This is a genomic window from Trichocoleus sp. AS-A1, from assembly GCF_039962015.1.
GTDB lineage: Bacteria > Cyanobacteriota > Cyanobacteriia > Cyanobacteriales > FACHB-T130 > FACHB-T130.
This window is the reverse complement of record NZ_JAMPKG010000067.1, coordinates 1-15,902: the sequence shown is the minus strand read 5'-3', so window position 1 is coordinate 15,902 and position 15,902 is coordinate 1. Positions and strand designations below refer to the sequence as shown.

Genomic DNA, 15,902 nt, shown 5'->3' with positions numbered 1-15,902 from the left:
AGGCATCAATCACTTTTTGGCGTAGGTCAAGCGAGTAGGCTTTCATGATCGGCGATTGTCTGGCAGGCTGGGCTACTCCCTTACTGTATGCCATCCAACTGAGAACCGCTATATTGATGCTGCCCTTGCCCTCATGACTCCCGACGTGGCTTGGCCGAAAGCGTTCAAAGGCGGTTTTATTCGTGGGACTGAAGAAGTCCGCGCTTACTGGACGGAGCAGTGGAGCGAAATTAATCCACACGTTGAGCCGGTTGCCTTTTATCCGGAGGATACTGGGCAGGTTTTGGTGGAGGTGCATCAGGTCGTGCGCGATCTTGCCGGAGCTGTGCTTGCCGATGAGCACGTTGGTCATCGTTATACCATTGAGCATGGCTTGATTCAAAAGATGGAAATCTGTCCACCTCCATTGTCGGGTCATGGAGCCTAACAAGGCGCTATAACAAACGGCGGGGTAGTATCTGGCGCAAAAGAGGTCTAGCGCCCTGACGCTGTCTCCTTATAAACAGCCACAACTTCAAAACCTGATAGTTGTGCGTAACTAACCAAGTCTCTTTCTTGGCGATCGCAACTTTGCTCATCGGTGGAAACGCGACAATAAATTGCGATCCGATACGGCTTTAGCTGTCCCATTTAAACCCCTAAAAAATCTGTGACTAGGATGCTCTTTCCAGCGTCGGAAAAGTGCTTAATAAATTGTCCCATTTAGGGAAGAGTCTAATTGGTACGTCTCATTGAGGCTGGAAAGCGCTTCTTGAAATGACTACTCGGTCAGTGTTTTAGCCTTAGCGTAAGTTTCTGTTCCATTACTACTCAACCCCTGTACTAATCGTTTTCCCTGGCAAGAAGGATAAATTTCTCATTTGAGAATGTTGGAATTATCCAGAATGACTGGAAAACCTAAACAGGGGATTCAAACTCTAAGTGTGAGGAAGTATATTCATGAAGCGTGCCTATCTGACAGGCGCTAACTCAGCTCATGAAATTCATTGGGAGAGAGTTCAATGATTGCCCTACCTGGAATTGCCTTCCATTGCAAAATCTATGAGAGTTCAGTATCTCTAGTGTATCGGGGCATCAGAGTACAAGATGAGCGATCGCTCGTAGTTAAGCTACTCAAGCAAGATTATCCCTCTCCCCAAGAACTGACACGCTACAGGCAAGAATATGAAATTACCCGTTCTCTCAATCTGGAAGGCGTTGTTAAGGCATACAGCCAGCAAGACTATCAACGCACACTCGTCATTCTCTTAGAAGATTTTGGTGGAGAGTCTCTAGAGCAATGGATGCACAAGCGACCAGAGACTTTCTGCCCGATGCCCTTAGCTACTTTTCTACCGCTTGCGCTCGACCTGACAAACATTCTAGGCAGAATCCATGCCGCCAATGTCATTCATAAAGATATCAATTCAGGAAACATCGTTTTCAATCCAGATACTGGCGTTGTTAAAATTATTGACTTTGGAATTGCTACCCAATTTAGCCGTACAAATCCGACGTTTAAGAGCCATTATGGTTTAGAAGGAACTCTTGCCTATTTGTCTCCAGAGCAAACAGGACGCATGAACCGTTCGCTCGATTACCGCACTGATTTTTACTCGCTTGGTGTGACGTTCTACGAACTTCTAACTGGACACCTGCCGTTTCCAACAACGGACATCCTTGAGCTAGTTCATTGTCATATTGCCAAACACCCTGTTCCGCCCCATGAACTGAATGCAACGATTCCCAAACCTGTTTCAGATATTATTTTGAAACTGATGGCAAAAAATGCAGAGGATCGCTATCAGAGTGCTTGGGGTATCAAAGCAGATTTAGAAACAGGTTTTTGCCAGTTCGCAGAAACAGGTCAAATTGACAGTATTCAACTGGGTATTCAAGACGTTTGCGATCAGTTTCAAATTCCCCAAAAATTGTATGGACGCGAAGCAGAGATTGAAGCATTATTAGCAGCATTTGACAGAGTAGCGGGAAGGGGGAATGAACAATTGAGACTGAAGAATGAAGAAAATCCTGAATTCAAAGTCGAGTTGATGTTGGTATCGGGCTACGCTGGGGTTGGTAAATCAGCATTAGTACAGGAACTCTACAAACCTATTAGTGCAAAGCGCGGTTATTTTGTCTCTGGTAAGTTTGACCAATTTCAGTGCAATATTCCCTACAGCGCGATCGCAGATGCTCTGCAAAAATTAGTGCAGCAATTGCTCAGTGAGCCAGATGAGCATCTGCAACAGTGGCGATCTCAGCTTTTAACAGCTTTGGGAACCAACGGACAAATTATTATTGATATCATCCCGGAAATTGAGTTAATTATCGGCAAGCAGTCGCCCGTACCAGAAGTTGGAGCAACTGAAGTTCAAAATCGCTTTCATCGAATTTTTGGGCAGTTTGTGCGGGTGTTTTGTTCAGAATCACATCCCCTGGTGATCTTCTTAGATGATTTGCAGTGGATAGACTCAGCAACGCTGAAGTTAATCGAGTTGATGCTGCTGGATGAGCAAACCCAATCCCTATTTTTGATTGGAGCCTATCGAGATAATGAAGTAAATCCAACGCATCCATTAGCATTAATGCTAGAGAGACTGCGAAAACAAGGGGCAGTACTTCAGGAAATTACCCTAACACCATTAACGCTTGAACCGTTAAGTCAGTTGATTGCCGAGACGCTACATCGGAATGCAGACACCGTTCGTCCATTAGCTGAGTTAGTTTTGCGTAAAACTGAGGGTAATCCGTTCTTTGTCAGTGAATTTTTGAGAATGCTGCATAGCGAAAATTTATTGACCTTTTATGCTGAAGGCTTAAGCTGGCAGTGGAACATAGCTCAGATCCAAGCCCAAGATATCACTGATAATGTTGTGGAGTTAATGCTTCACAAGTTGAATAAACTAGCAGAAAATACACAGCAAATTCTCCGGTTAGCTGCTTGCATCGGCGCTGAGTTTAATTTAGATACTCTATCGATTGTTTGTGAAAAATCACATGAAACGGTTTTTAAAGATTTACTAATAGCCATACAAGTTGGATTAATTCAACCTCTATCTGAATTAGATGAAAACTTGTTAATTCAAGAGTATAAGTTCTTGCATGATCGCGTGCAGCAAGCCTCATATACCTTAATCCATGAGTCGCAAAAACAAATTGTTCATTTACAAATTGGTCGCAATCTCCTCGGAAAAACTTTACCAGAGAAACTATCAGACCGACTGTTTGAAATTGTCGATCATCTTAATCATGGAATTGAGCTTGTCACAGATCAACTAGAACGCAATGAAATTGCTAGATTAAATTTAATCACAGGACAGAAAGCAAAAGCTGCGATCGCCTATAGTGTGGCTCAAAACTATTTAGCCAGAGGTAGAGCATGGCTGGCAGACTCCAGTTGGCAAACTAACTATGAGCTGACCTTAGAGTTATATACAGAAACAACAGAAGTCGCGTATTTGTGTGGCGAGTTTGAGCAGGTAGAATCCTGGGCGGCGCTCGTTTTACAAGAAGCCAAAACCATTTTCGACATCGTGAAAGTTTACGAAGTCAAAATCCAAACCGATATCGCGCAGAACCAGCTATTAAAAGCAATAAATACTGGATTGCTAGTGTTACAGAAATTTGGGATCAGTTTTCCCGAAAAGCTCAGTGAATTAGATATTCAGCTTGAAATAGACGCGATCACATCACTCTTTAGCGAGATGCCGATTGAAGAGTTGAGCTATTTGCCCCAAATGGTCGAACAAGACAAGTTAGAAGCAATGAGAATCCTATCAAGGATAACGACCGTTGCCCAAATTGCGGCTCCTAATTTGATGCCTCTATTTGCCTCTAAGCAAGTCAGCTTGTCAATTCAGAATGGAAATGCGTCTACATCTCCTGTTGCCTATGCAAACTTTGGGTTAATTCTCTGTGGGTTGGTTGGAAACATCGAGTCTGGTTACGAATTTGGGCAGCTTGCCCTAAGACTTTTGTCACAGCCACATACCCATGCAATCAAATCTCGGACTCTAACAATTGTAAGTAACTTTATTATCCATTGGAAGAAACATGTCAGGGAAACCTTGCCACAATTTCTAGAAGGCTATCAAAGTGGGCTTGAAACTGGAGATTTAGAGTTTGCTGCCTATTGTGCTCATTGTTATTGCTTTCACTCCTTTGCGGTCGGGAAAGAACTCGTGGAACTTGAACGTAATATGACCAAGTATGGTGAAGCAATCCGTCAAATTAAACAAGAAGTAGCACTTACCTGGAATCAGGTATATCAACAGTCTATCTTGAATTTAATCGGATGCTCAGTTAATCCATTCCGTCTGATTGGAGAAGCATACAATGAGGAAAGCAAACTGCCACAGCATGAAATAACAAATGATGGATTTTCAATCTTCAATGTACATTTTAATAAGCTTTTCCTATGCTATTTATTTTATGAGTACAATCAAGCAGTTCAGAACTCAGACATAGCACAAAATTATTTGCTCCAGATGACAGCTACCTTTGCTAAGGTTTTGTATTATTTCTATGATTCTTTAACTAGACTCGCAATATATCCTGAAAGCTGTGCTCAAGTACAGCCAGAAACTCTCAGAAAAGTTGCGGCTCATCAAAAAGAAATGAAACACTGGGCACACTATGCCCCGATGAATTATTTGCATAAATATTATCTAGTTGAGGCGGAGAAAGCGCGAGTTTTAGGGCGGTTGTTTGACGCAGAAGAACTTTACGAACAAGCAATTCTTGGTGCTAGAGAAAATGAGTACATTCAAGAAGAAGCCTTAGCCTACGAATTAGCTGCCAAACATTATCTGGTGCGGGGTCGGGAAAAAATTGCCCAAACCTATATGAAAGAAGCTCATTACTGTTATGAGCGTTGGGGAGCAACTGCGAAAGTGAGAGATTTAGAAGCTCGCTATCCGCAGTTATTTCCTCATTTATCCAGCGTGGCTTCCACACCAATCCGCACTACTACTGGAACTACCTCTAATACCTCACATATCGCTTTTGATTTAACGGCAGTGATGAAGGCAACTCAGGCGATTTTGAGCGAAATTGAACTAGATCAGCTGCTCCGTTCCTTGATGAAGATATTAATCGAAAATGCTGGCGCACAAACAGGATTTTTGATTTTGGAAAACTCAAGAAAATGGGTGATTGAAGCGTCTAGTGAACTTAATGAGGGTGAGAATGTCTATGCTACACAAGTGCTGCAATCTATCCCAACTGCAAATCATCTACCTGAATCAATTATTAATTATGTGATTCGTACTCATGAATCTGTCATCTTAAATGATGCTACTCGTGAAGGTAATTTTATTAATGATCCCTATATTCAACACCACCAGACTCAATCAGTCTTTTGTTTACCTCTGCTCAATCAAAGCAAGCTCACCGGTGTGTTGTATCTAGAAAATCAGTTGGCAACTGGGGCATTTACACCGGAGCAATCGCAAATTCTAAGCCTACTTTCTACGCAGGCAGCGATCGCGATCGAAAACGCCAAACTCTACTCAAAGCTCCGCGCGAGCGAAAGTCAGATGGCTCAGTTTTTAGAAGCGGTTCCCGTAGGAATTGCCGCCATTGATGCGACGGGTCGCCTTTACTATACCAATCAATGGGGCATTCATCTCATGGGCAGAGGGATTGATCCTGCCGTACCACCGGATCAAATCGCAGAGGCTTATCAACTTTATGTGACGGGAACGGATCAAATCTACCCTACTGAAAAAATGCCACTCATCCGGGCGTTGAACGGCGAACGCACTACGATTGATGACGTAGAAATTCGCCAAAATAACCAAACGATCCCTGTTGAGGTGTGGGGCACTCCCGTCTTTGACGAACAGGGCAATGTAGTTTATGCGATCGCAGCCTTTCAAGACATCACAGAGCGCAAACAAGCAGAGAAACTGCTAGCCGACTATAACCGAACATTGGAACAACGAGTAATTGAGCGGACTTTGCTGCTTTCGCAGGAGATTGAAGAGCGCCAACGAATTGAAAACGCCCTGCGCCAGAGTGAAGAGCAACGCAGGCTGACAATGGATTTCACCCACATCGGCAGTTGGAACTGGAATATCGTGGAGAATACAACGAACTGGAACGATAACCACGCTCGATTGCTGGGGTTGGTCCCCGGTGAAGTTGAGAGTAGCTATCAGGCATGGCGCGATCGGGTTCATCCAGAAGATATTCATCGGATTGAGCAAGCTGTTACAGCAGCTCTAGCAACTCATACCGATTTTGAAGCTGAATATCAAGTGATCTACCCAAATGGTAGTATTCACTGGTTGGTTGGCAGAGGTCGAGGCATTTATAACGCAGCCGGACAGCCTGTGCGAATGTTGGGTGTGATTCTTGATATTAGCGATCGCAAACTCGCCGAAGCTGCCTTGATTCTGGAAGAACGCAACCGCATGGCGCGAGAAATCCACGACACGTTGGCACAGTCCTTCACGGGCATTATCATTCACGCTAGATCTGCTGCTAGCAAGATAACAGTAGACCCAGAAAAAGCTCAAGCTTACCTGGCTCAAGTACAAAACTTAGCCCGAACTGGACTTGCAGAGGCACGCCGCTCTGTAGAGGCGCTGCGCCGTCCATACTTATTAGAAAATAATGATCTGCTCAGCGCTTTCAAGCAACTAACAAGCCAGCTAGAATCATCCACTGGTACGACAATCGTGTGTGAAGCCATCGGTATTCCCTATCCACTACCCTCTGAGGTAGAGAATAATCTGCTCAGAATTGGACAGGAAGCCTTGACTAATGCACTGAAGTACGCCAGAGCAACCGAAATTCGCGTTGAACTGATATATCAGTCCACGCAGTGCAGATTACGAATTAAGGACGATGGACAGGGATTTCCCATTGATCGTTCTTCTAGCCACAATGGCTTTGGTTTATTAGGGATGTCAGAACGTGCCGATCGCATTGGGGCACAACTCCAGATCCAGAGCACTCCTGGACAAGGAACAGAAATCGCGGTGTCCGTAAATCAGCAGGAAAAACCATCATGAGTCAATCTAATGCCATTCGTGTTCTGGTTGTAGACGATCACCCGGTTGTGCGTCAGGGCTTGGTCGGGATGCTAGAAGAAGTGCCAGATATTCTTGTAGTTGGACAAGCTGGAAATGGTCAGGAGGCACTTGCTGTCTTTCGTCAAGAACAGCCAGATGCAACTTTGATGGACTTGCGGATGCCCCATATGGATGGAGTCGCTGCGATTACTGCCATCTGCACCGAGTTTCCTGCTGCTCGGATTATCGTATTGACGACTTACGAGGGCGATGAAGACATTTATCAGGGGTTACGAGCAGGAGCCAAAGGATATTTACTCAAAGATGCTGAGCCAGAAGAATTGCTGGCTGCTATTCGCACCGTTCACAAAGGACAGAAGCACATTCCACCTCAGGTAGGTGCCAAACTCTTAGAGCGCATGACGAGTCCAGAATTGAGCGATCGCGAGTTAGAAGTACTTCAACTCATTACAACAGGCAAGAGCACCCAAGCCATAAGCAAGGCTCTATATATTACTGAACGGACTGTCAACTTTCATATCAATCATATTTTAAGTAAGTTGGGTGTAGAGGATCGCACTCAAGCGGTGATTGTTGCATTAAGGCGGGGCATTGTTAGCTTATAGCATCATACCTGTCAAATTTGTCAGGTTATCATCTGCATAATTTGTCAGCTTATCAACTGAAGTTTTTCTCAGCGACAAAATCGACTTAACTCTCTAAATTGAGAGTATGCAACAGATAACACAGAGGTATTGATTTACCCAATTTTGAAAGATGTTTTATAGCAATCATCTGTCTCTACCTGCTGCACTCTTTTCCTAAGAGGTGCCAATGAGTCTCGGTGATTATTATAATCGGTTGCTTGTGCCAATTTCTGAACAAGATAATATTCAGGGATTGGTGAGCGCTTCAGTGGCACTCATTGAATATAGTGACTATCAATGTCCCACTTGTGGCGAAGTTCACCAATTAATCAAGGCGCTCCAGCAACAGCTCAACGACTTGTGCTTTGTATTTCGCCACTTTCCACAGTCGCGAATACATCCTTATTCCCAACGTGCAGCCGAAGCGGCCCAAGCGGCAGCCGCCCAAGGTCAGTTTTGGCAGATGCATGAGATTTTGTTCACCCATCAACAAGCGTTAGGAAACGATCATCTTGTGGAGTATGCCAATAATTTAGGACTTGATATCCCTCAATTTCTGCAAGATATATCAAGTAAAGTACATATCAATCGCATCAATCAAGATATCGAAAGTGGATTAAACAGTGGAGTAACGGCTGCCCCAGCACTGTTTATTAATGAAATTCGCTATATCGGTCGCTGGAATATTGACCAGTTGATGGCAGCAATTATCACTGTAAGTAATTGATGTTCCTGGTTTTTAATCCTAACTAATGTCTCACTGAGGAAAATTTTATGACATCCATTCTATTACTGTTTAAAAATGGTTTTGAGTGCTATTCAGTTTTTAACTTAAATTTATTTTTTGGGCAATTCAGATATATAGTTGCACTTCAGGATGCTGAAATTGAACTTAACTTAAAACCTATCTTGGAAAACTTTCCTGGTTTAAATTAGCCGAACGTCAAAGAATAGGGATAGTTCATTCGGAATCAGGTGAAACACATTTGCACTGAGCTTGCACGATCAAACACTAGGAAACCCACTCTAGCAATGTGTTCTAAACCGTGAAGTTTAGATAGGGAGACAAACTAATGAACCGTGATCGGCAATACCTTTACTCCACTGCTATCGATAATCCTGAAAAGTTGCAAAGCCTGCCGCAACACCTCAACAGCTCCAGTTTAAATCATGTATTTACCCATATTGCACAAGAGGTTGCTCAGCGGCTTCAGTCATCTCATGATTTTCCAGTTAATCGAGACAGCAATCCTGATGAGGCGATAGCGATTCAAGCGATCGCACATTTGCAGCGATTGACCCCTCTGACTAATAAGGCTATTAAACATCAACTTTATAGCTATCCACAAGGAGAAAAGAGCAATCTTATGACACAATCTTTCTGGCTTTTGGGCAATCGTATCACCATCATTGCTGATCGCACTACAACAGGTGGTCAGTACGATCTAATCGAGGGCTACAACCCTCCGGGTACACTAACGCCCCTCCATCGCCACACACGCTATTCCGAACAACTCTACGTGCTGGAAGGGGAGTTCACAGTGTGGGCGGGTAAGAACAAGGCTGTGCTAACCCCTGGCGAAAGCTTTCTGATTTCTCCTGGCACTCCTCACGTCGTTGGCGTGCTCAGCGATAAACCAGCGCGTGCATTAGTCGTTGCTGCACCCAGCGGTTTTGCTCAGTTGATTGCAGCAACCGGGACGGTAGATGAGACAGAACCAACAGACCTGGCGCTATTTGAACGCATTGCTGCTGAGATAGGTGACGAAATTCTGGGTGCGCCCGGAGATCTACCCCCCACATGAGGTGATGCGGGAAAACTTTTTAGCGCAGATCGTCAACATCAGGCTGCTCCTCATTGTTCTCGTGTTGAAAGCAACCCACCGCAAACTACTCTTTCACCCCTCAACAACCACAGGATTTATCATGATGAAAAAACTAGAAGGAAAAGTCGCTCTTGTCACCGGCGGTACCAGCGGCATCGGTCTTGCCACTGCTAAGCGCTTTGTCGCCGAAGGGGCATATGTCTTCATCACCGGTCGTCGCCAAACTGAACTGGATGCCGCCGTCAAAGCGATCGGTGAAAACATCACGGGTGTTCAGAGCGATGCCTCCAAGATGGAAGACCTCGATCGCCTGTTCGCCACGATTGAGCAAGAGAAAGGACACCTCGATGTGATCTTCGCCAATGCTGGTGGTGGAGAACTCGTTCCACTTGGAGCAATCACCGAAGAACACTTTGACAAAACGTTCAACACTAACGTCAAAGGTTTGCTGTTCACCGTGCAGAAGGCACTACCTCTGTTGCCAGAGGGCGCTTCCATCATTCTAAACGCCTCGACTACTACTACTATGGGTACCCCAGCCTTCAGCGTTTACAGTGCGACCAAAGCCGCTGTGCGCTCGTTTGCTCGCAATTGGACACTCGACCTCAAAGAGCGCCAGATCCGAGTTAATGCTATTAGCCCTGGTGTAGTTCCTACTCCCGGTTACAATCTCATGGGACTGAGTGATGAGCAGGTGCAGGATTTCGTAGCAACTGAAGCCAAAAATATCCCACTAGGACGAGTCGGCACACCGGATGAGATTGCCAAAGCCGTCGTCTTTCTCGCTTGTGACGACAGCAGCTTTGTCAACGGCATCGAGCTGTTTGTCGATGGCGGTATGGCACAGATTTAAAGTGCCCTAAAAATACCCATCACCAAAACCATAGAGGAGGTCGCTGCTATGAATGCAATTAACGGCATCATCAGTCAGCTCAGCCCATATTCAGTAACCGAAACCGTCGATCGCTTAGAAGCTATCCTTCAGGCAAAAGGCATCACCATTTTTGTCCGCATTGATCAACGAGCTGAAGCCAAAAAAGTTGGACTCAGCCTGCGTCCGACACAGTTATTGCTGTTTGGCAACCCTGAAGCCGGAACACCGCTCATGGTGGCACAACCGACGATCGCTCTGGATTTACCCCTGAAAATACTGGCATGGGAAGCGGCTGACGGTAAGGTATGGCTGAGTTACAACGATCCTAATTACTTAAAGCAGCGGTTCTCTCTCTCCGATGAGTTGGTCAAAAACATCGCGGTCATTGCACCTTTAGTCAATCAAGCACTCCGATAAGCAACTCAGTCATTTTTTCGATATCCCATGTTGGCTGCCGTAATCGAATGGAATCCAAAACTTTGGAGCTAAAGATGAAACTCATCTGTGTCAACGTAGGACTTCCGCGTGAAGTGACCTGGAAAGGGAAAACAGTTACAACTGGAATTTTCAAAGAGCCAGTCAGCAAACGGGTGATGGTGCGATCGCTTAATTTAGACGGTGATAGGCAAGCCGATCTAACCGTTCATGGAGGAGTAGACAAAGCCATCTATGTCTATCCCTTCGAGCATTATGATTACTGGCAAAGTGAATTGCCTGATACAGAGTTCCCGCCAGGTATCTTTGGCGAAAATTTCACGATCACTGGGCTGAAAGAAGAGGAAGTGAACATTGGCGATCGCTTTGCGATCGGCACTGTAAAACTGATGGTGACACAACCTCGCCTACCCTGCTACAAACTTGGGATTCGGTTTGGACGACCGGATATGGTTAAACGATTTCTCGCGAGTCGTCGAACCGGATTTTACTTTCGTGTTTTGCAAGAGGGCGAAGTCGGAGCTGGAGACACTTTAGAGTTGGTGAGTCGAGATGACAACAACATCACTGTTGCTGATATCACTCAACTTTATGTTCGCCAGGAAGACAATCCAGAGTTACTTCACCGTGCTGCTCAACTGGAAGCTTTACCCGAAAGTTGGCGCGGCTACTTCCAGGAGCAAGGTCGTCGTCAGGATGTGAGATAAATTAACCTGTCGTAAAACTTCACCAGTTGAAGAAGGTTCTCTCAGCATGGCTTCACGTCCATCAGCCACTACTTATAGGGCACTTTCCTGTAACGATTGAAATAACTGGATGGAGATAACCTGTAATTACTCTTTGAGTTAAGATTTAAACGCTTTAAAGCCGTCTCTAACTTGTCGTTTAACTCAGCAAACTTCAGTGTTCTGAATCAAATGAATATTGAACAATGAGAACAACAGAACACCTGTTTCTCATACTTCTACAACGCATATATTCCATGACCACATATCGCACAGTCTCAATCGATGGTTTAGATATTTTCTATCGTGAAGCGGGTTTTCGCGACAACCCAACGATTCTGCTGTTGCATGGCTTCCCGACTTCCTCTCACATGTTCCGCAATCTCATACCTGCACTTGCGGATTCCTTCCATCTGGTTGCCCCTGATTACCCTGGCTTTGGCTATAGTTCCATGCCTACGGTGGATGAGTTTGATTACACATTCGATCGCCTTACCGAAGTAATGGCAGGCTTTATCGATGCGATCAGCTTGAAACGCTACAGTCTTTACTTGATGGACTATGGCGCTCCTATTGGCTATCGCCTTGCAACGCAGAATCCAGAGCGGGTAGAGTCGCTGATTGTGCAAAATGGCAATGCCTACGCGGAAGGGCTAGGTGATTTCTGGCAACCAATGCGAGCTTTTTGGCAGAACAAGACACCTGAGAATACCGAGCGGGTGCGTCAGGCTCTAGCTATCAAGGGCGCGAAATGGTATTACACCACTGGAGCGAGAAATTTAGAGTCCCTCAGTCCCGATACGTGGACTTTGGATGAAGCGCTTCTCGATCGCCCTGGTAACTCGGATATTCAACTGGCATTGAAGTACGACTATCAATCCAATTTGTTGCTGTATCTGCAATGGCAAGCCTACCTGCGTCAGTATCAACCCCCAACGTTAGTCGTGTGGGGCAAAAACGATCAGGGCTTTTTAGTCGAAGGAGCCTATGCCTACAAACGTGACTTGCAGAATCTTGAGTTTCATCTACTCGATACCGGACACTTTGCCCTGGAAGAAGATGGGGACGCGATCGCAGATCATATTCGCTGCTTTCTGACCACCCACGTTGTAGAGAACACCATGATCGACAGGACAACAACGACCGATCCCGATTTTGATGCCCGCGAGGCACTACGCCTGCTCGGTCCCGATCCCGAAAACTGGGTACCCGATCGCCCTGGCATCGATCACAATGTCACTATAATAGGTGGCAGCGGCAGCGGTAGCACCTTTGTATTTGCGCTACGCCGTGCTGGAATCGGTCGCGTGACGGAGATCGATGCAGCCGATGACGAGGCTCATGCAGGCGTGTGGCTGACGCGAGCGCGGATGAAAACGCTCCGCACGCCGAAAAATCTGCCTGGTCCAGAACTAGGCATCCCAGAATTGTCCTTTCAAGCCTGGTACGAAGCTCGGCACGGTGCGGCAGCCTACGCGCAGATCGATCGCATTGGGCGAGTGGCTTGGGCTGAGTACCTCAGTTGGTATCGGCAATTCCTCGGTATCCAGGTTCGTTATCAGACGAAGTTGGTGCGGATTCAGCCAGATGCAGGTTTCTTCCGCCTACACCTTGAGGTAAACGGTGTCCCGCAGGTAGAAACTACGCGCAAAATTATCTTCGCCAATGGCGTGGCTGGCACTGGTGGTCCATACATACCTCCAGTACTGGCTGACTTACCACGCACGCTGTACGCACATACCGCCGATGCCATCGATTTTGAAGCACTGCGCGGTAAGACTGTGGCGGTGCTGGGTGCGGCGGCTTCAGCTTTCGATGCAGCAGGAGTGGCGTTGGAATCGGGAGCTAAGGCAGTACACCTGTTTGTACGGCGGTCAGAGCTTGCATCTCTGTCATTACTGCGGGTACGGGACTATCCTGGCGCTTATGACAATTATCCTCAACTACCCGATGCAGTTCGCTGGTTCCAGGCTTGGCGCTTTCATCAAGCAGGCACCGCGCCACCACCGAACTCGATTAAGCGAGCGATCGCCTTCCCGAACTTTCACATCCACCTATCTGCCCCTTGGAAATCGGCACGGAAAATGGGTGATCGCATTGCCATCCAGGTGAACGATGATGTTTTCGAGTTTGATTTTGCGATCGCTGGCACTGGTTACTTCGTTGACCCAACAAAGCGTCCCGAACTAGCCGACTTTGCCCAGCATATTGCCCTCTGGCGCGATCGCTACGAGCCACCAGAAGACCTGCGCGACGACAATTTGGGGATGCACCCTTACCTCGGTAGCGCCCACGAATACCAAGAAAAAGTACCTGGCACTGCCCCTTATCTGAAAGACATTCACGTATTTAATCCTGCTGGTTTGGTCAGCTTCGGCTTGCCAGTTGGTGACATACCTAGCATCCGCCGCGACGTACCTGCAATAGTATCGTGCATCAGTCACGACTTGTTCTTTGAGGACTGGGCGCATCATGAGGCACGTATCACAGGCGATATTGCCCCCGATTTTGAGAACTCGCTCTATGCTCCTGCGGTGTGGAAACAACCGAGCGGGGCAGCGACGCGCTAGGTTAACAACTTTTTCACCAGTAACAAATAGTTCTGGCTGGGAAACGATGTCAGTAGAAAGTGATTGCCATTCCACAATCACTGCTCTTCAAGCAACACTGTTAAATCAATTCACTTAACAGTGTCATTTCAACAGATTGTTTACTACTTATCAAAGGAGAATGTCATGGTTGCTCAAGTAAACTCGCCAGCCGCAAAAATTTTGGAAGTTGCAGATGATCCACGTCTTTCCAAAGGGGTGAAGGAATTTTTGAACGTGCTGAATTCAGGAGGTGCGGCGCTGGAGACACTCACTCCACTCGAAGCACGTCAGGTTTTTGTTGATGCACAAGCTTCTGTTCCAGTAGACCTTTCTGGTATTGAGGAGTCTGAGAAGACGATTTCTGCTGACGGTTATTCGATTACACTCAATATTGTGCGACCTGAAGGTGTCAAAGGCACATTGCCTGTTTTCATCTTTATTCATGGCGGCGGTTGGGTGCTGGGTGATTATCCAACGCACAAGCGTATGGTGCGTGAGCTCGTTGTGCTTTCAGGGTTTGCGGGTGTCTTTGTTAACTACACTCGCACGCCAGATGCCCAGTATCCACAAGCGATTAATGAGATCTATGCCGCAACCAAATGGGTTGCTGAGCATGGTGAGGAGATTGGTGTGGATGGCAAAAATTTGGCAGTTGTCGGCAACAGTGTTGGCGGGAATATGACAACAGTAACTGCTTTGAAGGCGAAAGAAAACGGAGGACCACACATCAAGCTACAAATCATGATGTGGCCGATCGTCGATGCGGATTTTGAAACGGATTCTTATCAACAATTTGGCGAGAAACGTTTCCTGACCACATCTTTGATGAAGTGGATGTATGACCTCTATACGACTGACCCAGAAAAGCGCAAAGAAATTTATGCCTCTCCCCTACAGGCTACGGTTGAGCAACTGAAAGGATTGCCTCCGGCGTTAATTCAGGTTGGAGAAAGCGATATCTTGCGTGATGAAGGCGAAGCGTATGGACGCAAGCTGGATGAAGCCGGGGTAAAAGTGACAACCGTGCGTTACAACGGCATGATTCATGACTTCGGACTACTTAATGGTTTAGCCGAGGTTCCGGCAGTTCGTTCTCTTTTTGTCCAAGCAGCCGCTGAACTGAAGAAATATCTGCAATAGGAAACGATCGTTTCTTTTACCGCCAATTACAATCAATCCTCGTTCTTGTCGGTTTCAGAGATTACAGGCTTGAAACTACTCTGACTTATTCAATCCCCATTGTGTAAGTCAGAGATAGTTAATCTCTCGTCACGGCTGCAATTCACCCCTGCCTAATTCGGGCAAAGGATGAATCATCTCGAACATTGAACTTCATAAGGTCAATTCTCAAGTACCTGACAGCTATGGACAATCACATCCCAAGCGCCAAGGATATTGTCGGTCCATCCCCATTGATCGCGATTGAAAACGAAGCACCAGCGAAGCTGATTGTTGATCCACCACTTCCCGAACCGCTGTCACAGGGTCGCGTCTTTATCCAGTATCGAACCGAGAACCTGCGGATGTTGCCGGTGTTCGGTAAAGGTGCCCTTGATGTATCGCCACGCCTTGGTCATGTCCACATCACTGTTGACGACGCACCCTGGCACTTTGTTGACACCAGCGGCGAAACATTGATCCTGGTCGGACTGGAACCTGGTCCACACAAGGTGCTGATTGAACTAGCCGACCTCACGGGGTGACAACCCCGTCAAAAGCCTAGTGCAAGCGCTCCTGAAGCCAAGTTGCGGTAAAAAAAGATGGGGTCACTCTTGTTAAAAAGCCCCATCTGTTAAAAATGCT

At 46.3% G+C, this 15,902-nt stretch carries 11 protein-coding genes and 1 pseudogene; 11 read left to right on the top strand and 1 reads right to left on the bottom strand.

Annotated elements, in window-relative coordinates; all coding sequences use genetic code 11:
- Nucleotides 1-55: 55 nt before the first annotated feature.
- Entirely contained in the window at nucleotides 56-427 is a 372-nt protein-coding gene (locus tag NC994_RS26965) for a nuclear transport factor 2 family protein (protein ID WP_277879617.1), read from the top strand.
- Nucleotides 428-480: 53 nt separating this feature from the next.
- Here the strand turns inward: NC994_RS26965 and NC994_RS26960 are convergent.
- Nucleotides 481-630, bottom strand: a pseudogene (locus NC994_RS26960) (recombinase family protein); the annotation flags it as partial.
- 371 nt (nucleotides 631-1,001) lie between these two features.
- Between NC994_RS26960 and NC994_RS26955 the strand changes: the two are divergent.
- The 10 genes from NC994_RS26955 (at nucleotide 1,002) to NC994_RS26910 (ending at nucleotide 15,802) form a co-directional block, all read left to right on the top strand.
- The gene (locus tag NC994_RS26955) at nucleotides 1,002-7,001 is read left to right on the top strand and encodes an AAA family ATPase (protein WP_190435388.1); all 6,000 of its coding nucleotides are present in this window, start codon (nucleotides 1,002-1,004) and stop codon (nucleotides 6,999-7,001) included.
- Entirely contained in the window at nucleotides 6,998-7,627 is a 630-nt protein-coding gene (locus tag NC994_RS26950; protein WP_190435385.1) for a response regulator transcription factor, read from the top strand. Before NC994_RS26955 ends, NC994_RS26950 begins: the two co-directional genes overlap by 4 nt.
- A gap of 208 nt (nucleotides 7,628-7,835) precedes the next feature.
- Complete coding sequence (locus NC994_RS26945) at nucleotides 7,836-8,375, top strand: DsbA family protein (protein WP_190435382.1); 540 nt, start codon at nucleotides 7,836-7,838, stop codon at nucleotides 8,373-8,375.
- Nucleotides 8,376-8,721: 346 nt separating this feature from the next.
- Entirely contained in the window at nucleotides 8,722-9,453 is a 732-nt protein-coding gene (locus tag NC994_RS26940) for a cupin domain-containing protein (protein ID WP_199299604.1), read from the top strand.
- 124 nt (nucleotides 9,454-9,577) lie between these two features.
- On the top strand, nucleotides 9,578-10,327 hold the full coding sequence (locus NC994_RS26935) for an SDR family oxidoreductase (RefSeq protein WP_190424693.1): 750 nt from the start codon (nucleotides 9,578-9,580) through the stop codon (nucleotides 10,325-10,327).
- Nucleotides 10,328-10,375: 48 nt separating this feature from the next.
- Nucleotides 10,376-10,765 (top strand): DUF302 domain-containing protein, encoded by a 390-nt coding sequence (locus NC994_RS26930; protein ID WP_190435380.1) that lies wholly within the window; start codon nucleotides 10,376-10,378, stop codon nucleotides 10,763-10,765.
- 74 nt (nucleotides 10,766-10,839) lie between these two features.
- Nucleotides 10,840-11,490, top strand: a complete 651-nt coding sequence (locus NC994_RS26925) for an MOSC domain-containing protein (RefSeq protein ID WP_190435377.1) — start codon at nucleotides 10,840-10,842, stop codon at nucleotides 11,488-11,490.
- A gap of 224 nt (nucleotides 11,491-11,714) precedes the next feature.
- Nucleotides 11,715-14,078, top strand: coding sequence for an alpha/beta fold hydrolase (locus NC994_RS26920; RefSeq protein ID WP_347276942.1), 2,364 nt, complete (start codon nucleotides 11,715-11,717; stop codon nucleotides 14,076-14,078).
- A gap of 165 nt (nucleotides 14,079-14,243) precedes the next feature.
- On the top strand, nucleotides 14,244-15,239 hold the full coding sequence (locus NC994_RS26915; RefSeq protein WP_190424689.1) for an alpha/beta hydrolase: 996 nt from the start codon (nucleotides 14,244-14,246) through the stop codon (nucleotides 15,237-15,239).
- Between the two features lie 224 nt (nucleotides 15,240-15,463).
- Entirely contained in the window at nucleotides 15,464-15,802 is a 339-nt protein-coding gene (locus tag NC994_RS26910) for a DUF6130 family protein (RefSeq protein ID WP_190435369.1), read from the top strand.
- The last annotated feature ends 100 nt before the right edge of the window (nucleotides 15,803-15,902 follow it).